This is a genomic window from Magnetospirillum sp. SS-4 (genome assembly GCF_902729425.1).
Classification (GTDB): Bacteria; Pseudomonadota; Alphaproteobacteria; order Rhodospirillales; family Magnetospirillaceae; genus Phaeospirillum.
Genome location: NZ_CACVCH010000070.1, coordinates 275,842 through 294,793, shown reverse-complemented (window position 1 = coordinate 294,793; position 18,952 = coordinate 275,842). Strand labels below are relative to the sequence as shown.

Here is an 18,952-nt window from a genome sequence, read left to right as displayed (position 1 = left end):
GTCGGGTGAATGAGATCGTGACAGCCAAGCGAAGTTCTGAATCAATCGACGGCCACCTGTTTCGCGGAGGGGGTCGGGATGGCGATGGACGGAGCGGTCGGCGAAGGACTCCAGGCCAAGGACTCTCTAACGCCTCCGGCGCAAGACCGCCGCCTGGGACGACGATTTCCTCACCAGCCTCGTCGCCGCATAATCCGTTCGCCCGATTCCCCTGTGCCTCAGCCCGCCGCCGGGCCGTCGTCGCGGGGCAGGTCGCCGTAAAGATCGGGCGTATTCGCCAGCAGGCTGTCCATGCGCTTCTTCAATTGCGGCGCCTTGACCGGCTTGACCAGATAGCCGGCCGCGCCCAGTTCCATGGCCTGGTGCACCAGATGGCCCTCGGCGTGGACGGTGAGGAAGATCACCGGCGCGACCCGGTGCAGATGCTTTTCCTGTTCCTTCAGCAGCCGCAGGAAGGTCATGCCGTCCACCGGCTTCATCTCCAGGTCGCAGATCACCAGATGGGGCCAGAACGCGGCATAGGCCTCCATGGCCGATGCGCCGTCCCTGGCCTCCACCACCTTCTTCACCCCCAGAAGGCGCAGGACCGTTCCGACGGCGAAGCGCGAGAACTGCTCGTCGTCCACCACCAGAACCCTGAGCAAGCCGTAATCCATCTCCGTCACCTGTCGTTCCGGAGCCGCTTTCCGGCCCCGATCATCGCAATGCCGGTGCATTAGGGCACGCGCATCCGCCCGAGCGCAAGGCCGTGCAACGCTGATCCGCTCCGCTTGACCGGGCTCAAGGTGAAACGGCCGCCTGTCGGCGGATGGTAGGGTCCCTGTCCCGGAGACCCGACCATGACCGCCGTCACCGCCCTTGACCCCAAGACCGAAATCCTTAGCCTGCTGGCCAACGCCGTCGCCCACCACGCCAATGTCGTCCAGATTCGCGTGGCCGGCGACCGCGCCGTGGTGGAAATCCTGGCCGCCGGCGATGTCGTCGACACCCGCGACTGGCCGCTGGAGCGTTGCGCCCAGGTGGTTCCCGCCGCCTTCGCCCTGTGCGATGGCCCCGAGGATTTCGAGTATGGCAGCTCGCGCACCGGCAAGATGACCGGCGAGAAGGCGGCGCTGCCCGCCGGCCTCGCCATGGTGTTCGTGCAGTTCTTCCCGCCCCGCGACGGCCAGCGCCACATGGTGGCCCGCATCACCTACGATGCCGATACCTGTTGCGGCACCTGCGGCGGCTGATCACCGGTTCTGAAGACCCTCGGGCTCGTAGACCACGATCTTGGAGCCCGAGGAATCCACGTCGAAATCCACATGGATCAGCGAGTCGAGGCGCTCCCTGACCTTGGCCTGGTTCTCGGGCTCGACGTAGAACAGCATGAAGCCGCCGCCGCCCGCCCCCAGCAGCTTGCCGCCGACGGCGCCGGCATCCATGGCGGCGTCGTAGATGGCGTCGATCTCCGGCGTGCTCACCGCGTCGGCCAGTTCCCGCTTCAGCCGCCAGCCGTCGTGCAGCAGCCGCCCCAGATCGGCCAGCGGCCGGTTTTCGGCGCACAGGATGGCGATGGCCTCGTCGACCATGGCCACCATCTTGCGGATATGGGCCTCGCGGTTGCCCAGATTGGCGATCTGCTTGGCCGCCACCTTGTCGGCGTAGCGGGAAAAGCCGGTGAACACCAGCATCAGTGAATCCATCAACTGGCGGCGGCGCTCGGGCGGGGCGATCAGCGGGGTGACGTCGAAACCGCCGTCGCGCAGGAAGTCGATGCGGTTCATCCCGCCATAGGCGGCCCAGACCTGATCCTGCGAGCCGACATTCTCGCCGATCACCTGCTGCTCGATGCGGATGGCCTCCTCGGCCAACTGCTTCTTGGTGGGCATGCGGCCCTGCTTGGCCAGCAAGGTGTTGAGCAATCCGACCGTGAACGACGAACTCGACCCCATGCCCGACCGGGCGGGCAGGTCGCCGTCATGGTGAATCTCGATACCGCTGGTGACCTTCATCTCCGACAGGACGGCGCGAACCGCCGGATGCTGGATTTCGGAAATCTCGTTGACCGTTTCCACCCGCGAATAGGCGATGCGGTGGCGGTGCTCGAAGAACGGCGGCAGCGAGCGCAGCGTGATGTAGCAGTACTTGTTGATGGCGAAACCCACCACCGATCCGCCATGCTGCCGGAACCACGGCGGATAGTCGGAACCGCCGCCGAACAGGGAGATGCGGAAGGGGGTGCGGCTGATGATCATGTCTCGGTCTTTCCTTGAGGCAGCACGCCGCCGGCCTGGGCCAGGCTGTCGGGCGTTCCGATGTCGATGAAGCCGGCGCCCCGGGCGTGCCAGCCGTTGATCGATCCCGGCGGCAGTTCCGCCAGGAAATCGCGTTCCAGCGACGGGCCGGTTCCGGCGGCAAGGCGTTCCAGCGCCCGCGCCGACAGCAGCAGGGCGCCGCCGTTGATCAGGCCTTGGCCGGCGCGGTCCGGGTCCTTTTCGGCGAAGCGGGTGACGGTGCCGTCCGGTGCCACCTCGACCGAACCATAGCGCGAGATGTCGTCGACGGCGACGCACAGCACCGAGACCGGCTTCGCGGCCCGGTCGTGATCGGCCAGGAAGGCGGCGAAATCGGCCTCCAGCCAGGTGTCGCCGTTCATCACCATCACCGGATCGCCCCGCAGGCCGGGCATGGCGTGGCGTACGGCGCCAGCGGTGCCCAGCGGCGCCGGTTCCACCACGGCTACCACCGGCAGCGGCGGCGTGCCGGCGTCCAGGTGATCCATCACCATCTTCGCGCCCACTCCCAGCGACAGCACGGCGCGGCCGGCGCCCAAGGCGGCGAGATGGTCGAGCAGATGGTCGAGAAAGGGGCGGCCGTTGATGGGGGCCAACACCTTGGGGGTGTCGCCCAGAACGCCGCGGATGCGGGTTCCCAGGCCCCCGGCCAGCACCACCACGTCGATTCCCCTCAGTCCCCGCATCATTCCCGCCGCGTCAGGCAACACCCGTCAGGAGTGTTAGCAGATGGCGGCGGTCCGCCCAAGGGGTTTCCACCCTATTCGCGACAACGCCAGAGATCGAAATGGCGTCCCGAGGATTCGAGATGGTGATGGGCGGCGAAGACGTCGCGGAAGGTCTGGTCGTAGATGGTCTGGTTGTAATAGCCCCAGAGGCTGAACGGCTGTTCTCCCTTGGGAATCAGCCACAGCCGGGTCTCGCACGCCGCCATGCGCCGCACCGTCTCGGCCGGCATCGCCACTCCCAGCTTGGTCAGTTCCATGACGATGCCGGCGTCCAGGGTGTAGGGGCCGCCCGCGAAGACCGGCAGGTTGCGCCAGGAATACAGGAAGAACTTCTCCTCGGTGCGTGGCCCGCCGACGCCCATCTGGACGGGAACGCCGGGATTGGCCTTCAGGACGGCGTCGATCTCGGCGACGGCCTCGCGCGCCACCGGCCAGTCCATCATCTTGAAGAAGCGCCGCTCGGTCTGGATGGCCTGTGCCATCACCAGGGCCAGCAATCCCACCAGCGCCGGCGTCACCGGCCACCGTGCCCCGGACGCCGCGCGGGCGCGGAGGGCAAGATCGATCATGATGGGCAGGAACGGCATGTAGTAGTGGTGGCTTCCGCCGATCTTGGTGGCGGGAAACAGCACCACCAGGACGCAGACGACATAGACGGCCAGCGTCAGCCTCAGCCGTCCGGTCCGGCCGGCCAGCCCGGCCAGAAGCCACGCCACCACCGGAATGCCCAGATAGAAGGCGAACTTCACCCACAGGACGCGAAAGCCGTTCCACACGTTTTCCTTGCTCGACATGGGGCCAAACCAGGACAGGTAGTCGCCCAGCGGGAACAGCGGCGACAGGAACGGCAGCGCCAGCGCCGCCAGCCCCGCGATGGCCATGGGCAGCAGCCGCGGCCAGTGGGGAAACAGGTGGAACAGCGCCACCGGGGCCAGATACAGGCCGGCGTGGATCTTGACGTTGACGGCGATGCCGCCGGCGACGCCGATGGCCAGGGTCTCGGCCCAGGCCATGCCGGGCTTGTCCTCGGCCCGCGCCGCCGCCCATGCCGCCAGGGTCACCAGCGCGGTCAGCAGGGAATCGGGGCGGATGGTGGCGGGAAAACCGAGATGGGTGATGACGAAGGCGGCGGCGAAGCCCGTCGCCAGCACGGCGCCCAGGCGGTCATGGCGCCGGCCGATGGCCCAGGCGCCGAGGATGACCAGGACCGGCCCCGCCAGCCCCGCCAGCTTGCTGGAGGTCAGGTCGGGGCCGAACAGGGCCAGCGGCCAGGCGTGCCACAGATAGGTCCACGGCCCGTACACGTTGGTGATGCGTTCCGGCGCGTCGAAGGCGTGATAGGCCGGCAGTCCCTGGAGAAGGCGATAGGAGATGGCCGAGATGCTCGCCTCGCCATGCTCCATGTAGCCGGGGTAAAGCCCGTAGGCGACCACCACCGCCACGACGTTGACGACCGCGACGGCCGTCAGGGCGACGGTGACGTGGAACAGGACGGGCGACGTCATCGGCCGCCCAGCACCGCCCGGTCGGGAATCATGTCGAGCCCTTCGGATTCGGCGATGATCCAGCGCGGTCGCCCGCGCACGTCCTTGTAGACGCGGATGACGTAAAGGCCGGTGATTCCGATGCCGGTCATCAGGCCGCCCCACAGCAGGAAGGCCAGCGCCGCCGCCATCCAGCCCCAGGCGACGGCGCCGGCGGCCAGCGCTGCCAGTCCGGCCAGCAGCAGCAGCGGCGACAGGGCAAGCCCGCCCAATCCGGCCCAGACCACCAGATAGACCGGCAGGAACGAGAACGACGTCACGCCGGCGATCATGGTCTTGACGGCGTTGCGGTGCAGGCCGGAGAACTTGCTTTCGCCGCCGTGACGGGGCTGGCGCTCGTAATCGACGAAGGTCTGGCGGAAGCCGATCCACACCGCCAGCCCCCGGATGTAGGGGTCCTGCTCGCGCAGCGACAGCAGATGGTCGGCGGCGCGGCGCGACAGCAGCTTGAAATCGCCGGATTCGATGGGCATCAGCCCGCGCGAGGTCCAGTTGATGACTTCGTAGGCGCGGCGGGTCAGCCACATGCGCAGGGGGTCTTCCCCCAGCCGGGCCGAACGCCGGGTATGGACCACCTCGCAACCGGCCCGCCATTGCTCCAGCAATTGCGGAATCAGTTCCGGCGGGTCCTGGAGATCGCTGTCCATGTAGACCAGGGCGTCGCCGGTGGCGGCGGCCAGCCCCGCCAGCACGCATTCCGACGGGCCGGAGCGCCGGGCGGTGGTGATGAACTTGACGCGCGGGTCCTTGGCGCGTTCGTCGATCAGGATATCGCGCGAGCGGTCGGAGGAGCAGTCGTTGACGAAGATGAACTCGTAAGTCTCCGGCCGCCCCTCGGTCATGGCGCGCAGGCGGCGAATCAGTTCCGGCAGGATGTCGTCCTCGTTGCGGAACGAGAAGATGATGGAAACCGTATCGGAACTCATATCAAACCGCCATGACGTGTCGCCGGATGCGGGCGCACTTTAGGGAATGGGGCGGATCATTTCAACATCCGCCACTTTTCCGCCTCCGGCCTTTACTCGCCGGTGGCGATGCGTTCCACCAGCTGCTTCACGGTGGGAATGAAGCCGTTGGCGTAATAGGGGTCCTGGCCGAAGCGGTAGGCGTTGTGGCCGGCGAACATCAGTTCGTGCTCGACGTCGCCGCCATGGCCGATGTTCTGCAAGGTCTTCTGGATGCAGAAGCTGCGCGGATCGGCCTTCTTGCCGGTGGTGCCGGCCTCGTTCTGCGCCCAGTTGGAAAAGCCGCACATGGACAGGCAGCCCATGCAGGCCACCTGATCGACGCGGATTTCCTCCGCCTTGTCGGGGGTGACGAAGATCAGGGTGGAATCCGGGGTCCGCAGCGCCTCGGTGAAGCCCTCGGCCATCCAGCCCAGCGCCCGGTCGCGGTCGTGGGGCGTCACCCAGACGATGCGCTTCCTGGCGCCGATGGGCAGTTCGGCCTCGTGATCGCCGACGCATTCGCCGGAATAGGGAATCTGGTGGTCCAGGCGCTGGCACAGCTCGTCGATGAACTCGTTCTTCACCGCCGACGAATAGAAGCCGGTGGGGCTGAAGTGATGCAGCAGCACGTCGCCGGGCTTCAGCGTCAGCAGCCGGTGCTTCCAGGCGTCCGAGATCGGGCTTTCCCTGGTCAGCAGCGGCCGGGTGCCGTACTGGAAGGCGATGGGGCCCAGTTCGGGATTGCCGATCCAGTCCTCCCACTCCTTCAGCCACCAGACGCCGCCGGCCATGAAGATCGGGGTCTGCTGAAGGCCGCACTCGTTCATGACGGCGCGCAGTTCGCGGACGCGGCCATAGGGCGGTTCCGGCTTTTTCGGGTCCTCGCTGTTGGACAGGCCGTTATGGCCGCCGGCCAGCCAGGGGTCCTCGTAGACCACGCCGCCCAGCAGGCCGCCATGCTTGTGATAGGCGCGCTTCCACAGGGCGCGGAAGGCGCGGGCCGAAGATACGATGGGATAGTAGTAGACGCCGTGCCTGGCCGCGATCTCGGCGACCTTGTAGGGCATGCCGGCGCCGCAGGTGACGCCGTGGATCAGCCCCTTGGCCCCGTCCAGCACCCCTTCCAGGATGGCCTCGGCGCCGCCCATCTCCCACAGCACGTTCATGTGGATGCGGCCATTGCCGCCGGAGATGTCGTGGGCGATGCGGGCTTGGGCGATGCCGCCCCTGATGCCGTAGGCGATCAGTTCGTGATGTTTCTCGGTCCTGGTCTTGCCGTAATAGACCATGTCGATCCGGTTGCCGTTCTCGTCGTAGAGGTCGGCATTGACGCCGGAGAACGTGGCGACGCCGCCCGCCGCCGCCCAGGCGCCCGAGCTTTCGCCGTTGGAAACGTTGATTCCCTTGCCGCCCTCGACGATGGGCAGCACTTCGCGTCCGGAAATAATGATGGGATCGAGCTGTTTCAAGGCGACGATCACTCCTTAGGCAAGCGACAGGCACGACCCTGTCCGAGAACGCACATATATAGTGCCATGGTGGGGGTCGTCACCAGTGACATTGCGAAATCATGACGAATGGGGAAAATCGCTGAACACCGACGTCACCCCCATGCGCCGCAGCCGATCCTCCTCCTGGCGATCATTGACGGTATAGGCCAGGACCGCAAGCCCGGCGGCGCGGATTTCCGCCACCGATCCGGAGTCCAGGTGGCGATGGTCGGCGTGGATGGTGGCGCAGCCAAGCGACCCGGCCTGTTCGCGCCAGTCCCCAGGCAGGCGTTCCACCAGCAGGCCGCGCGGCCAGTCCGGCGCCTTGGCCCGCGCCACCGCCAGGCATGGGGCGGCGAAGCTGGACAGCAGGGGCGGCGTCCGGCCGGCGGGCCAGACGGCCAGGGCGGTGTCCAGGGTCAGGGCGGCGACGCGGTCCTGGCGGTGGAGGCCGGGCTTGATCTCCAGGTTGGCCATCAATCCCAGGTCCAGGCACAGCGCCAACGCCTCCTCCAGGGTGGGGATGGGTTCGCAGGCGTAGCCCGGCGCGAACCAGATTCCGGCGTCCAGGCGTTTCAGCCCGTTCAGGGACATGGCCGCCACCGGGCCGAACCCGTCGGTGGTGCGGTCCAGGGTGTCGTCGTGGAACACCACCGGCACGTCGTCGGCCGACAGGCGGACGTCGAATTCCACCATGGCGGCGCCCAGGGCGGCGGCGCGGCGGAACGAGGCCAGGGTGTTCTCGGGGGCCAGCCCGGCGGCGCCGCGATGGCCGATGACCGGCGGCAGGACGATCACGGCCGCTCCAGCAGCGCCAGCACCTTCCGGTGCACCAGGTCGACCGGAATGGCGGTCATGCAGCGAGGCTCGGTGCAGGCCGACTTGCGGTGATTGTAGGCCGAGACGCAGGGCGAGCAGATCAGCCCGGCCGAGACGAATTCGGCGTTGGGATTGAGAGCGCCGTACAGCGCCGGCGTTTCCGGCCCGAACAGCACGATGGTCCTGAGGCCGGTGGGGGCGGCGAAATGGGCCGGGCCGCTGTCGTTGGTCACCATCAGCGTCGCCAGGGTGTAAAGCGGCAGCAGGTCCGGCATGCGGGTGAAGCCGGCCAGATTGAAGACGCGGTCGCTGGCGCAGGCATCGCACAATTGCTGCGCCTCGTCCCGTTCCGAGGCGACGCCGGTGATCAGCACCGCCACGTTTTCATCTTGCAGCAGGCGCCGCGCCAGTTCGGTGTAATCGGCGTGGGGCCAGCGGCGCAGCGGCATCAGCTCGCTGCCGTTCGGGTTCAGGATCACCCAGCGTTTCGCCCTGTCGATGCCGGGATAGGCGGTCAGCAGCCGGGCGCGGAACCCATCCAGTGTGGCGGCGTCCGGCGTCACCCGGTCGAGGCGGATTTCGGAATCGCCAAAGGCGATCTTGGTGTGCGGCACCGTGTCTTGCGGCTCGGCCAGGGCGTGGACCAGCGCCATGAACGACTTGGCGACATGGTGATGGGGATTGTACATCACCCGGTGGGTCAGCAATTCGCCGCGATAGACCCCCTCGGTGTGGAACCGGTGAAAGCCGACCCGGTTGGGCGCCCCGCTGAAGAAGGTCAGCAGCGCCGAAAAGCGCGAGAACATCTCCATGTCGATGACGGCGAACAGGTCGAGCCGGCGCATGGCGACGATGGCCCGCAGGGTGTCGGCGATCAGGGTGGCGAGACTGTCCGAGCGGATGGTCAGGGTGCGTTCGGGCGGAATGGTGCCCATGATGTCCAGGCTGGGGCGGTTCCTGGCGAAGATCAGGAAGTGCAGCCGCGCCTCGGGGAACAGCGCCTGGGCCCGCTTCATGGCCGAATCGGCGATGACGGCGCTGCCCATCTCGGACAGCTCGATAAAGAGAATGTCGCGGCCGGCGGATGCGGGCTCGGGGCGGATCAGCCGCCACAGCCGGTGGAGCCCGGTCAGCAGGGCGAGCAGCGGGACGCCGGCCCAGAAATCGATTTGGCGCATCCTGTCGACGTTCACCGGCTCATCTCCTCGAAGCCCCCCGGGCGATAGCCTTCGCCCAGCCAGATCTCGTAGGTGTCGATCACCCGGCCGCCCCAGGCCCGCTCCAGGCTGGCGACCATGCGCATGCCGGCGAAGTTGCGGCCGGCGTCCTCGACCCCGCGAAAGCTGGCCTTGGTCACGAACAATCCGTTCCGCCCCGCCAGGGTGGCGACGTCCCCGGCATCATACGAGGGAATCCTGGGAACGCCAGCCGATCCGGCCAGGAAGGCGATGGGATGGCCGGGGATGTAATAGGTCAGCAGGCCGCTGATCTCGTGTTTCTGGACGAAAACGAAGGCATCGGGATGGGCCTCCATCTGCTCGGCCACCAGCCCGGCCAGCCGGTCCCAGCCGCCCAGCCGGCTCAGCGTGTCCATCTTGACCGGTATCGGCAGCCAGGCGGTGGCCATCTGGAGGTAGGACACCCCGACCATGACGAAGCCCAGGACCGGCGCCGCCAGAACCAGGCGGCGCAGGCGTGGTCCGGCCTGTTGGCCCAGCATCCGCCAGCCGCCGGCGGCGGCCATGGCGGCGGCCAGATAGGCGGGGCCGGACCAGTGGGGCTGCACCAGGCCGCCCAGGCTGTGATTGACGAAGAAGGCGAGCACCGGCGCCGAGCAGGCCCCCAGCAGGAACCATTCCGGCCGCCGCGCCCGCCAGCCCGCCCACAGCGCCCAGCCCATGCCGCCCAGGCACAGCGGCAGGATCAGCGGTGTCATCACTCCGATCTGGGTGGCCAGGAAGGTCGCGAGATTCTTGCCGGAATCGGCCACCTCGGCATCGAAGGAATGGGCCAGCTGCTTCTTGATGGACACCCAGTCATGCAGCATGTTCCACACCAGCACCGGCAGGGTGCAGACCACCGCCAGCCCGACCGCCTGCCAGAAATGCCGCTGTCCCAGCCAGGCGCGGCCCTGGGGGAACAGCAGGAAGACGGCGACGATGCCGGGCGCGATCAGCACCATGGTGTATTTGCTGGCGAAGCCCAGGCCGAGGGCGGCGCCCAGCACGTACAGCCATGGCGGCCGGCCGCTTTTCAGCAGGTTGACCATGGCCCACAGGGCGGCGCTCCAGAACACCAGCAGCGGCGCGTCCGGCGTGGCCGTCACCGCCGAGGCGGCGAACAGCACGGTGGCGTTGATCAGGATTGCGGCCCACAGCCCGGCCCAGGCATCCTCGAAGGCCCGTCGGGCGGTGTCGAACACCAGCACGCTGACCAGGGCGGCCGACAGGATCGACGGCAGGCGCACGCCCAGTTCCGATGGACCGGCCAGGGCGGTGGAAAGGGCCAGCCACCACGCCGCCATGCCGGGATGGTCGAAATACGACAATTGCAGGCGGCGCGACCATAGCCAGTAATAGGCCTCGTCCCCTGACAGCAGGGCATTGCCGGCGACGACGGCGCGAAGCGCGGTCAACCCCAGGACCATCGCGGCCAGGGCGACGACGGGGGCGGGCCTCCAGGCCTTCCACCAGGACATGGGACTCAATGCGGGCCTCTTGTGAACGCTTCGCAACGGGCGGCTCGGCAATACCACGAAACCTTGATGCAACACCAGTTGTGTCGGCGCGATTCGGGGCTTATACGGGGAACTCCACTCAAGGGGAGCCCTTCCATGCCCGCTATTCGCCGCGCCAGGGCGCTGTCCGTAACCTTCGCCGCCTGCGTTGCCTTGGCCGCCTGCGGCGGCGAGCCGTCCGAAACCGACATGAAGGCCGCCATGGACCAGACCTTTGGCGGATTCAACGAGAAACTGGACGATGTCGGAAAGATGATCGGCAAGGATCTCTCCACCAAGGTCAAGGCCATGAAGAAGCTGGGCTGCGCCAAGGCCGAGGGCAATCCAGGCTATCGCTGCGACTTCGAGATGACCCTCAGCGGTCCGCTGGGCGAACAGACCCAGAAGGCGTCAGCCCGCTTCATCAAGGGCGACGCCGGCTGGGCCGCGCTCGAGAAATAGGCCGCCTTTCCCGTTTCGCAATCCCTACCCGATGGTCACCGACGACCATGCCCGGGCGTCCCGGATGTCCGCCTCGAAATCCCGATCGGCGTCCGGGCGCGTGGCGTGGCCCAGCAGCGCGTTCCAGAACCGTTCGGCGCCATAGTGGCGCCGCGCCCAGGCATGGGCCTCGGCCCCGATCCGGCGGGCTAGGTCGGGGCGGCGCTGGGTGAGCCGGGCGATCTGGACGATATCCTCCACGTTGCTCCACGGCAGGTAATGGCGCCACGGCGTGAAGAAGCGCGCGGTGGCGGGGTTGGCCTGTTCCACCAGCAGGCGTCCGGCCGCGATGGTTTCCCAGACCCGTCCGGTGACCAGATGGTCGGTCGGGCTGTGAATGGCGATGTTCAGCACCGCCGCCGAGCGGCCGAGCAGTCCGGCGTAGGATTCCATGTCGGGAATCTCGGTGGCGCGGCGGGCACCGATCACGGCGGTGAACGGAATGTCCTCGGTCATCAGGACCGACAGCATCACCAGACGGGCGGCGAAGGCGGTGCTGCCGGCGAAGGTCAGGCCGAGATCGGGCGTGCGGGCGGCCTGGGCCAGGAACGGGCCGTGCATGGCCGGCACCGGCAGGGCGATGACGCGGCGGTTGCGGGGCGCGTGCCCGGAATCGAAGATGGGCGATTCGGGATCGAACACCACCATGGCGTCGCAGGCCGGCAGCCAGGCCCGCAACAGGCTGAGGCAATGGCGGTGGGAATCGCGCATCATGCAGGCCAGCCGGAAACCGTGGCGATGTTTCAGTTCGGCCATGATGGCGGGATTGACGCCGCGCAGCAGCAGGGGCGAGGCGCAGTCGACGATCACCACCTCGGGCCGCAGGGTGGCGAGGGCAGCGTCGAAGGCGTCGATACGCCGCGTCACCTCGGCGTCGTCGCCCCGAAACTCGCCGGGCAGGGTCAGGGCGGTGTCCAGGTGGAGGTGAAGATCGATCCCGGCGGCCTGGGCCGAACCGGCCAGATGGGCGGCCATGTCGTTGACCAGGTCGCGGTCGCCGAACGACAGCAGCATCACCCGCCGGGGCAGGGCGGCTGCGTCGTGGCCGGGCGGGGACAGACGGGCCAGGGATTCGTCCGGTAGGGCGAAGGCCGCCTCGACCCGGCCAGTCAGTTCCGCCTCGATGGCGTCGTCATAGGGCGGAACGGAGCCGTCGAAGCGGCCGATGACGGCGATCATCTGCTCGGGGGCAGAAACCCAGAGGGGGGTGAACAGCTTGCGCGCCATGGCGGGGTTGCCGGCCAGCATGGCCATCAGTCCCAGGTCCATCAGCCGGGCGGGCTGGAAGGTCCACCGTCCGGTCCAGGCGGTCAGGAACGCCTCGGCGCGCCCGGTCAGGCCCTTGTCGGCCAGATGGCGGATCAGCCCCTGGTGGCGTTCGCTCCAGTCGTCGTCGGCCAGCAGCAGGCCTTCCAGTTCGTCCAGGGCGCCAGGGTTTGTCCGCTCCATGCCCAGCGACAGCAGCAGGGCTTCGGCGCGGGCCTGGGGTGGACCGGAAATGCCGGACAGAATCCCGCCGGCCTCGTCGGACCGGCCGATACGGTGCAGGCATTCGGCGAGGCGAAGCCGGAACAGCGGCCGGTCAGGCTCCAGCGACAGCAGCAGCCGGCAGGCCTCGGCCTCGGTGTCGAAGCAGCCGCAACGGCGCAAGGTGTCCAGAATGGGCCGCCATAGCGCCCCCAGCGGCAAGGCGCCGTCGTTTCGCCAGTGCTCGATGCGGGCCAGCAGGCCGGGATGGAGCGGCTCCGGCGTCTCGTCCTGGACCCAGCCGGCCGAGATGGCGGCCAGGGTGGCGACGTCGTTCGGAGTCATGAGCCGCCCCGCTGGACATGGATGACGCCGTCCGCCTCGTCGGTCTGGAAAAAACCGCAGGCGGTGAAAATTCGCCGGCTGGGCCGGTTGGCGGCGCGGATATCGGCGATCAGCAGGCCGGGGCCGTGGCGGCGTTCAAGAGCCTGGATGGCGAAGCCCAGCAGGGAGCGGCCGAGACCGCGGCCCCTGGCGGTTGGCGCCATGCCGATGGAGACCCGCCATTCCCCCGGACGGCAGCGGTCGAAGCGCGCCATTCCCACCTTGGTTCCGCCCAGCATCCCGATCAGCATCGTCCGCTCCGGGTCGGCAAGCACATGGCCCAGCCAATCGAAATGGCGTTCGCGGCTCACTTCGGCGGTATCGAGCGAGTTGGCGCGGCTGTCTGGATCATTGCGCCACGCCAGCAGATCCTCGCCGTCGTCGGCCGTGGCGGGGCGCAGCGTCAGATTCATGCAATCGGCCAGCCGTTCGGTTCCCAGCCCGTCGCACAGCGCCATGGCCCGTTCGGCCATGGCGCGGCGGGTCTCGTCGTTTCCGGCCAGGGCGGCAAGTCCCCTCGCCAGTTCGGTCGCGTCCAGGGAACAGGCCAGCGCCGCTCCGGCCCGTTCCAGCCCCGCCGCCACCTCCCGCTGATTGTCGGCGGTCACCAGCAGCAGGGTTGGCAGGCCGAGGCAGCAGCGCTCCAGCGCCGAGGTTCCGGCCGCCCCCACCGCCATGTCGCATTCGGCCATCAGCGCCGCCATGTCGGCCACGTCCACCAGGATGTCGGCGGGCGGCGACAGGGCGGCGGCCCTGGCGCGGACCTGCTCCAGGCGCGGCGCGGCGGCGCCCATCACCACCGTGACGGGGCGATCCGGCCTCGCCTGGGCGATGGCCTCCAGCACCACGGAGGTGGCGTCGGTTGGATCGGTGCCGCCCAGCGACACCAGCAGGCGGCGGCCGGCGGCCGGCCGAGCGCCGCGAAGCCGGGCGAAATCCGGGCGCAGCAGGGCGTGGCGGGGACCCGCCAGGATCATGGCCGGGGCCGGAACCAGTCCGGCATAGCGGTCGGCCTCGCGCCCCGGCGTCTGGTCCAGCAGCAGGTCGCAGTCGTGGCGGCGGTCGGCCAGGTCGTCGAGGACCAGGATGCGGCCGGCCCAGCCGCGCAACGCCTGCTCGTAGCTCTCGTCCAGGCCATAATGATCCACCACCAGCCAGTCGGGTGGGGCGGCGGCGGCCATCAGGGCGGCTGGCTCGCTTTCGCATCCCTCGGGCAGGGGCGCCACGTCGACCGGTCCGTTCCGCAAGGCCCCGACGACGCGGAGCGTTTCGGGTGCGCAGGCCAGCCGGCAGCCGAAACCGCGCCGACGCAGCGCCTCGGCCAGGGCGAGGCAGCGCATGACATGGCCGGTTCCAATGGTGGCGGATGCGTCGGCACGGAACACGACGGAGGGACGGCTATGGGGCATGGCCGATCATCGCCGCAATCGTCGCCGCGATCAATGCCGGGGAAAACGACGGGAGAACGACGGGGACAATCGCCTGAAGGAAGCGTGCCCCCCTTCAAGCGATCCCTGTCGCGTCCTGACTACCGCAAGCGACCGCGAACCTCGTCGATCAGGCCCTGTAGCGATTCCGGCTGCACGCCGTCGCGGGCCATCAGGCCGCGGACGATGGGATCACCCATCACCTCGGCCAGCGGAGGTTCGGTGTTGCCGACGAAGGCGGAACCGTACCGTCTGGCGTGGGATATCCTGACAGAGCCGTTGCGGAGGTCGGTCGGCGATCGGGCGGCTTCGAATGTGCTTGCCAGCATGATAGCCTCCTCCCTGTTTCCGACGTAGAAACTATACCCCACAAACTTTGGAATTGACAGTCTGGCATCGGCATGGGTCCGGCTTTGCCGAAAGCGTATACTGCACCGCACAAGTATTACTGCACTGCGGAATCGGCGGGGACTTACCAACCATTCGGATGGTATGGATGGTTGGCCATATCCATACCATCAGTTCTGCTGCGGTGCAAAATCACTCTGCCGTCGGGGTTGCCGCCGCCCCGACGGGCAGGCGGACGGTGACGGTGGTGCCCGATCCGGGAGCGGAATCCACCTCGACCCGGCCGCCGTGCAGATAGACGAAGCGTTCGACCAGGGCGAGACCCAGCCCGGCGGCGGCGGGGCCGCCGGTGGTGGCCGGCACCACATCGAAACGGCGGCGGTAGAGCGAGCCGCCGAACAGGCGGGCCTGTTCCTCCTCGGTCATGCCGGGGCCGGAATCGGCGATGGCGAAGGCGACCTCGCCGGGGCGGCGACCGGCCGCCACCGTAACCTTGCCGCCGGCCGGCGAATCCTTGACGGCGTTGCCGATCAGGTTGAACAGCACCTGGCGCAGCCGGCGTTCGTCGGCGACCAGCCAGCCGATGTCCAGCGGACAGTCGAAGTCCAGCGACAGCTTCTTTTCGCGGACCCGTTCGCGCATCAGGCCCAGCACGCCGGACAGCATGGGATGGATGTCGACGGTGTCGAGTTCCAGGGTCATCTGGCCGGCCTCGATGGCGGCGAGGTCGAGAATGTCGGAAATCAGCGTCTGCAAGCCCTGGCCGGCCTCGGTGATGCCGCGGGCATATTCGTGCTGGCGCTTGTTGAGCTTGCCGAAATACTCGGCCGACAGCATCTCGGAAAAACCGATGACGGTGGTCAGCGGCTTGCGCACCTCGGCCGAGACATTGGCGATGAACTCGCTTTTCAGCATGTCGGCGGCGGCCAGGGCCTCGTTCCTCTCGCGCAGCGCTTTTTCGACCCGGGCCGAATCGGTGACGTCCAGCCAGGTCAGCAGCATGGCTCCGTCGGGCAGCGGCACCGAGGCGAAATCGACGATGGTGTCGTCCATGCGTTCCAGCCGCCCGTCTCGGGGAACCCGGTCGTTGAACAGGGCGATCAGACGTTCCCTGATCTGCGGCCAGTCGGTGGCGCGGTCGGGACGGCCCTCGAAGAAGCGGCGATGGGCCTCGACCAGGTCGGCGAGATGGGGCTCTCCCGCCAGGTCGGCGTCGGTCAGGTTCCAGACGCGGGCGAAGGCGGGGTTGTAAAGACGCAGCCGGCCATCGCCCCTGAACACCGCCACGCCCTCGTGCAGATGGTCCAGGGTCTCGCGCTGGACCGCCAGCATGGTATTGAACGAACGTTCCAGAGCCAGGGTGTCGGTGACGTCCTCGTAGGTGAAGATCAGGCCGCCATAGGGGTGGGCGGCGATCATCCGGCGCAGCGTGCGGCCGTCGGGCAGGTGCAGCAGGGTCTCGGCCGCGTCGATCAGCGAGATGAAGCGCTTCAGCTCGTCTTCCTTGTAGGCGCGGTAATCCGCCACCTCGGGCAGCAGCCGGCGTTCGCGGAGCGCGTCCAGGACCGCGCCGTAGGTGGGCTGTGCCGACAGCCAGTCGCCTTCCAGCCGCCACAGCCGGACGAAGGCGGTGTTGTGGAAGGTCAGGCGGGTGTCGGTGGAAAAGATGGCGATGGCGGTGGCCAGATGCTCCAGCACTTCGGCATGGGCGTTGGCGTGGCGTTCCAGTTCGGCCTGAAGGTCCTCGACGCGGGTGAGGTCCATGGCGAAGCCGGCGGTCAGCAATTCGCCGTCGTTGGTCTCGAACGGCGCCTCGGTGATTTCGGTGAAGCGGCGTTGCCCCCCCAGCACCAGATGGAAGGTCTCGGACCGCGATTCTCCGGCGGCCCGCGCCCGCGCCGCCAGGGCGCGGGCCTCCCGCACCGATCCGTCCGAGGCCAGCTCGATCTGTCCCGCCACCGCCGCCTGGGGCGAGGCGGCGTCCACCGCCCGGGCATAGGCGCGGTTGACGTGAACCAGCGACAGGTCGTCGTCCCTGACCCAGACCGGCACCGGCAGCACCCCCAGCAGGCCGTCCAGCCGCTCGCGCTCGGCCGCCAGTCCGTCGATGCGGCCGGCCAGTTCCTCTTCCACTGCGGCGCCCTCGGTGACGTCGTGCATCCATACCAGTTCGGCCAGGGGGGCGCCGTCGGCGTCGGAGGCGCGGACGCCGACGGCGCGGACCCTGCGGCTGCCCTCGCGCAGGCGTATTTCCAGATCGAAGCCCTGTCCCTCGGCCCTGAGCCGCCCCAGGGCGGAATGCAGTCGCGCCGCGTCGGCGGCGGCAAAGGATTCCAGCACGTCGGCGAAGGTGGATTCGGTGCCGCCGTAAAGGCTGAGCAGAACCGCCAGCCGGCGCGAGCAGATTTCGCGATCATCGATCCAGGCGTAGAAGCCGTCGGGAGCGGCCAGCAGGCATTCCTGCAACCGGTCGGCGTCAAGGGTGGCGCGGGCGGCTTCCCTCTCCCAACTGGCCATGCGCCACCGCAGCCCGGCCAGCGCCGCCACGGCCGGCACCAGCACCAGCAGGGCGCCAAGCACCAGCGACAGGGGATCAAGCCAGTTCCCCGTCGCCGATGCGACCGCCGCCGCCACGGTCTCCTGCGCCAGGGCCGGAGCGGCGGCCACGATCAGACTCAGTCCCGCCGCCACAGGCGCGCGCATTGTCTCGACCTCCCCATTTGGCGGACAGGGTGCCGCAACGGGGAGGCGGGCGCAAGGGCGGCCGCGCCGGAGGTCTTGGATCGGCTTCCCATTGTCTCGTCGCGCCGGCGATGCCATCTTTGCTGGATCGATTCCATCCGGGAGGACAGGTAATGGATGATCATGCCAAGAGTCTGATGCCGAATGCCGACATGACCCGGCGCGGTTTCGTGTCGGCGGCGGTGCTGGCCACCGGCTACGCCATGGCGGTCAGCCCGGCCTCGGCCTCCGCCATTTCCACCGACACCACCGGGCTTGCCACCGGAGCGGTGATGATCCCGGTGGATGGCGGCGCCGCCATGCCGGCCTATGCCGCGATGCCGGGCGGCAACGGGCCGTTTCCCACCATCTTGGTGGTGCAGGAGATTTTCGGAGTTCACGAGCATATCCGCGACGTCTGTCGCCGGTTGGCCAAGCTGGGCTATCTGGCGCTGGCGCCCGAGCTTTATTTCCGCCAGGGCGATCCGTCCAGGATCGCCGACATCCCGACCATCTTGTCGTCCATCGTCGCCAAGGTGCCCGACGCCCAGGTGATGGCCGACCTGGACGCCGCCGCCGCCTGGGCGGCGGCCAACAAGGGCGATGCCAGGCGCCTCGGCATCACCGGGTTCTGCTGGGGCGGCCGCATCGTCTGGCTGTACGCCGCCCACAATCCCAGGCTGAAGGCGGGGGTGGCGTGGTACGGCAAGCTGGTCGGCGAGGCCGGCGCCAACACCCCCAGCCATCCGGTCGACGTTGCCGGTCGGCTGAAGGCGCCGGTCCTGGGCCTTTACGGCGGCGCCGACCAGGGCATTCCCCACGAGACGGTGGAAAGGATGCGCGAGGCGGCCAAGGCCGGCACCATGCCGGTGGAGATTATCGTCTATCCCGACGCGCCCCATGCCTTTCACGCCGATTACCGGCCGTCCTATCGCGAGACGCCGGCCAAGGACGGCTGGAACCGGTTGCAGAAATGGCTGAAGGGCAACGATCTGTAGATCAGCATGCCACCCGGCGGATGGCGCCGGCCTTCAGGACGAATACCGCGTCCTGGGGGCTGTCGCCTCTCAGCGCCTCGGCGGGGGACTGGCCCAGATAGAGGCCGCGCAGCACCCGGCCGGCGATGCCGTGGCTGACGCAGATCACCCGCTCGCCCGGCCGGCGTTCGGCCAGCCAGCTTGCCAGCCGCGCCGAGACGGTGGCGTGGGATTCGCCGTCGGGGCTTTTGAACACCCAGTGGTCGAGGCCGGTTCCATCCCGCAATTCCGCCGCAAGATCCGACTTCAGCCGGCCGGCGAGGCTGCCGGTGTCGACCTCCTTGAGACGGTGGTCATAGCCGACCAGGGCGGTGTCGAGGCCGGCGGCGGCGCACAGGATGGCGGTGGTCTGGACGCAGCGGCCCAGCGGGCTGGAGACCACCCGCCAGTCTCCGCCGTGATCGTCCATCAGCCGGCGAACCGTCAGGCCATGGCGGAAGGCCTGCTCGGTGCCCTTGAGGGTCAGCGGCGAATCGGCATGGCCCTGGATGCGGCCTTCCCGGTTGAACTCGGTCTCGCCGTGGCGGATCAGGATGATGGTGGGCAT

Annotated in this window: 17 protein-coding genes; 3 read left to right on the top strand and 14 right to left on the bottom strand. The window is 68.4% G+C overall.

Annotation, left to right across the window (positions count from 1 at the left end; all coding sequences use genetic code 11):
* Positions 1-218: 218 nt before the first annotated feature.
* Positions 219-656 (bottom strand): response regulator, encoded by a 438-nt coding sequence (locus tag MTBSS4_RS13485; protein WP_173983918.1) that lies wholly within the window; start codon positions 654-656, stop codon positions 219-221.
* 183 nt (positions 657-839) lie between these two features.
* Between MTBSS4_RS13485 and MTBSS4_RS13480 the strand changes: the two genes are divergently transcribed.
* A complete protein-coding gene (locus MTBSS4_RS13480) occupies positions 840-1,232 on the top strand; it encodes a hypothetical protein (RefSeq protein WP_173983917.1) in 393 nt (130 codons plus the stop codon).
* On the opposite strand, the gene MTBSS4_RS13475 is transcribed toward MTBSS4_RS13480, so the two are convergent.
* The 8 genes from MTBSS4_RS13475 to MTBSS4_RS13440 all read right to left on the bottom strand — a co-directional run bounded on the left by MTBSS4_RS13475 (position 1,233) and on the right by MTBSS4_RS13440 (position 10,502).
* Positions 1,233-2,237, bottom strand: coding sequence for a kinase (locus tag MTBSS4_RS13475; protein WP_173983916.1), 1,005 nt, complete (start codon positions 2,235-2,237; stop codon positions 1,233-1,235). It lies immediately after the preceding gene.
* Positions 2,234-2,965: a sugar phosphate nucleotidyltransferase gene (locus MTBSS4_RS13470; protein ID WP_173983915.1), complete on the bottom strand. Its 732-nt coding sequence runs from the start codon at positions 2,963-2,965 to the stop codon at positions 2,234-2,236. Before MTBSS4_RS13470 ends, MTBSS4_RS13475 begins: the two co-directional genes overlap by 4 nt.
* Positions 2,966-3,036: 71 nt before the next feature.
* Positions 3,037-4,509, bottom strand: coding sequence for a glycosyltransferase family 39 protein (locus tag MTBSS4_RS13465; protein WP_173983914.1), 1,473 nt, complete (start codon positions 4,507-4,509; stop codon positions 3,037-3,039).
* Positions 4,506-5,474, bottom strand: coding sequence for a glycosyltransferase family 2 protein (locus MTBSS4_RS13460; RefSeq protein WP_173983913.1), 969 nt, complete (start codon positions 5,472-5,474; stop codon positions 4,506-4,508). Before MTBSS4_RS13460 ends, MTBSS4_RS13465 begins: the two co-directional genes overlap by 4 nt.
* A gap of 92 nt (positions 5,475-5,566) precedes the next feature.
* Positions 5,567-6,964 carry a nitronate monooxygenase family protein gene (locus MTBSS4_RS13455; RefSeq protein WP_173983912.1) on the bottom strand — a complete coding sequence of 466 codons (1,398 nt, stop codon included), beginning with the start codon at positions 6,962-6,964 and terminating at the stop codon, positions 5,567-5,569.
* A gap of 99 nt (positions 6,965-7,063) precedes the next feature.
* On the bottom strand, positions 7,064-7,783 hold the full coding sequence (ugpQ, locus tag MTBSS4_RS13450) for a glycerophosphodiester phosphodiesterase (RefSeq protein WP_173983911.1): 720 nt from the start codon (positions 7,781-7,783) through the stop codon (positions 7,064-7,066).
* Entirely contained in the window at positions 7,780-8,997 is a 1,218-nt protein-coding gene (locus MTBSS4_RS13445) for a glycosyltransferase family 9 protein (protein WP_254432538.1), read from the bottom strand. Before MTBSS4_RS13445 ends, ugpQ begins: the two co-directional genes overlap by 4 nt.
* A complete protein-coding gene (locus MTBSS4_RS13440; RefSeq protein WP_173983910.1) occupies positions 8,994-10,502 on the bottom strand; it encodes a glycosyltransferase family 39 protein in 1,509 nt (502 codons plus the stop codon). Before MTBSS4_RS13440 ends, MTBSS4_RS13445 begins: the two co-directional genes overlap by 4 nt.
* Before the next feature lie 135 nt (positions 10,503-10,637).
* Between MTBSS4_RS13440 and MTBSS4_RS13435 the strand changes: the two genes are divergently transcribed.
* The gene (locus tag MTBSS4_RS13435; RefSeq protein WP_173983909.1) at positions 10,638-10,982 is read left to right on the top strand and encodes a hypothetical protein; all 345 of its coding nucleotides are present in this window, start codon (positions 10,638-10,640) and stop codon (positions 10,980-10,982) included.
* 24 nt (positions 10,983-11,006) lie between these two features.
* On the opposite strand, the gene MTBSS4_RS13430 is transcribed toward MTBSS4_RS13435, so the two are convergent.
* From MTBSS4_RS13430 to MTBSS4_RS13415, 4 genes are all read right to left on the bottom strand, one after another.
* The gene (locus MTBSS4_RS13430; protein ID WP_173983908.1) at positions 11,007-12,833 is read right to left on the bottom strand and encodes a glycosyltransferase; all 1,827 of its coding nucleotides are present in this window, start codon (positions 12,831-12,833) and stop codon (positions 11,007-11,009) included.
* Complete coding sequence (pseG, locus tag MTBSS4_RS13425) at positions 12,830-14,281, bottom strand: UDP-2,4-diacetamido-2,4,6-trideoxy-beta-L-altropyranose hydrolase (protein ID WP_173983907.1); 1,452 nt, start codon at positions 14,279-14,281, stop codon at positions 12,830-12,832. The genes MTBSS4_RS13430 and pseG overlap by 4 nt, the downstream gene beginning before the upstream one ends.
* A 119-nt stretch (positions 14,282-14,400) precedes the next feature.
* Positions 14,401-14,628, bottom strand: a complete 228-nt coding sequence (locus MTBSS4_RS13420) for a hypothetical protein (protein ID WP_173983668.1) — start codon at positions 14,626-14,628, stop codon at positions 14,401-14,403.
* A 211-nt stretch (positions 14,629-14,839) separates the two neighbouring features.
* The gene (locus MTBSS4_RS13415) at positions 14,840-17,350 is read right to left on the bottom strand and encodes a PAS domain-containing sensor histidine kinase (RefSeq protein WP_173983906.1); all 2,511 of its coding nucleotides are present in this window, start codon (positions 17,348-17,350) and stop codon (positions 14,840-14,842) included.
* A gap of 152 nt (positions 17,351-17,502) precedes the next feature.
* Here MTBSS4_RS13415 and MTBSS4_RS13410 point away from each other — a divergent pair, with 152 nt between their 5' ends.
* Positions 17,503-18,366: a dienelactone hydrolase family protein gene (locus MTBSS4_RS13410; protein WP_173983905.1), complete on the top strand. Its 864-nt coding sequence runs from the start codon at positions 17,503-17,505 to the stop codon at positions 18,364-18,366.
* 1 nt (position 18,367) lies between these two features.
* Here the strand turns inward: MTBSS4_RS13410 and MTBSS4_RS13405 are convergent, their stop codons facing one another.
* On the bottom strand, positions 18,368-18,952 hold the full coding sequence (locus tag MTBSS4_RS13405) for a histidine phosphatase family protein (RefSeq protein WP_173983904.1): 585 nt from the start codon (positions 18,950-18,952) through the stop codon (positions 18,368-18,370).

What these genes read in the sequence shown, in the direction of transcription:
- MTBSS4_RS13410 (WP_173983905.1), top strand. Translation starts at nt 17,503, where the DNA reads ATGGATGATCATGCCAAGAGTCTGATGCCGAATGCCGACATGACCCGG.
- MTBSS4_RS13465 (WP_173983914.1), bottom strand. Translation starts at nt 4,509, where the DNA reads ATGACGTCGCCCGTCCTGTTCCACGTCACCGTCGCCCTGACGGCCGTC.
- MTBSS4_RS13420 (WP_173983668.1), bottom strand. Translation starts at nt 14,628, where the DNA reads ATGCTGGCAAGCACATTCGAAGCCGCCCGATCGCCGACCGACCTCCGC.
- MTBSS4_RS13415 (WP_173983906.1), bottom strand. Translation starts at nt 17,350, where the DNA reads ATGCGCGCGCCTGTGGCGGCGGGACTGAGTCTGATCGTGGCCGCCGCT.
- MTBSS4_RS13430 (WP_173983908.1), bottom strand. Translation starts at nt 12,833, where the DNA reads ATGACTCCGAACGACGTCGCCACCCTGGCCGCCATCTCGGCCGGCTGG.
- pseG (WP_173983907.1), bottom strand. Translation starts at nt 14,281, where the DNA reads ATGCCCCATAGCCGTCCCTCCGTCGTGTTCCGTGCCGACGCATCCGCC.
- MTBSS4_RS13480 (WP_173983917.1), top strand. Translation starts at nt 840, where the DNA reads ATGACCGCCGTCACCGCCCTTGACCCCAAGACCGAAATCCTTAGCCTG.
- MTBSS4_RS13470 (WP_173983915.1), bottom strand. Translation starts at nt 2,965, where the DNA reads ATGATGCGGGGACTGAGGGGAATCGACGTGGTGGTGCTGGCCGGGGGC.
- MTBSS4_RS13435 (WP_173983909.1), top strand. Translation starts at nt 10,638, where the DNA reads ATGCCCGCTATTCGCCGCGCCAGGGCGCTGTCCGTAACCTTCGCCGCC.
- MTBSS4_RS13485 (WP_173983918.1), bottom strand. Translation starts at nt 656, where the DNA reads ATGGATTACGGCTTGCTCAGGGTTCTGGTGGTGGACGACGAGCAGTTC.
- MTBSS4_RS13405 (WP_173983904.1), bottom strand. Translation starts at nt 18,952, where the DNA reads ATGCCCACCATCATCCTGATCCGCCACGGCGAGACCGAGTTCAACCGG.
- MTBSS4_RS13460 (WP_173983913.1), bottom strand. Translation starts at nt 5,474, where the DNA reads ATGAGTTCCGATACGGTTTCCATCATCTTCTCGTTCCGCAACGAGGAC.
- MTBSS4_RS13475 (WP_173983916.1), bottom strand. Translation starts at nt 2,237, where the DNA reads ATGATCATCAGCCGCACCCCCTTCCGCATCTCCCTGTTCGGCGGCGGT.
- MTBSS4_RS13440 (WP_173983910.1), bottom strand. Translation starts at nt 10,502, where the DNA reads ATGTCCTGGTGGAAGGCCTGGAGGCCCGCCCCCGTCGTCGCCCTGGCC.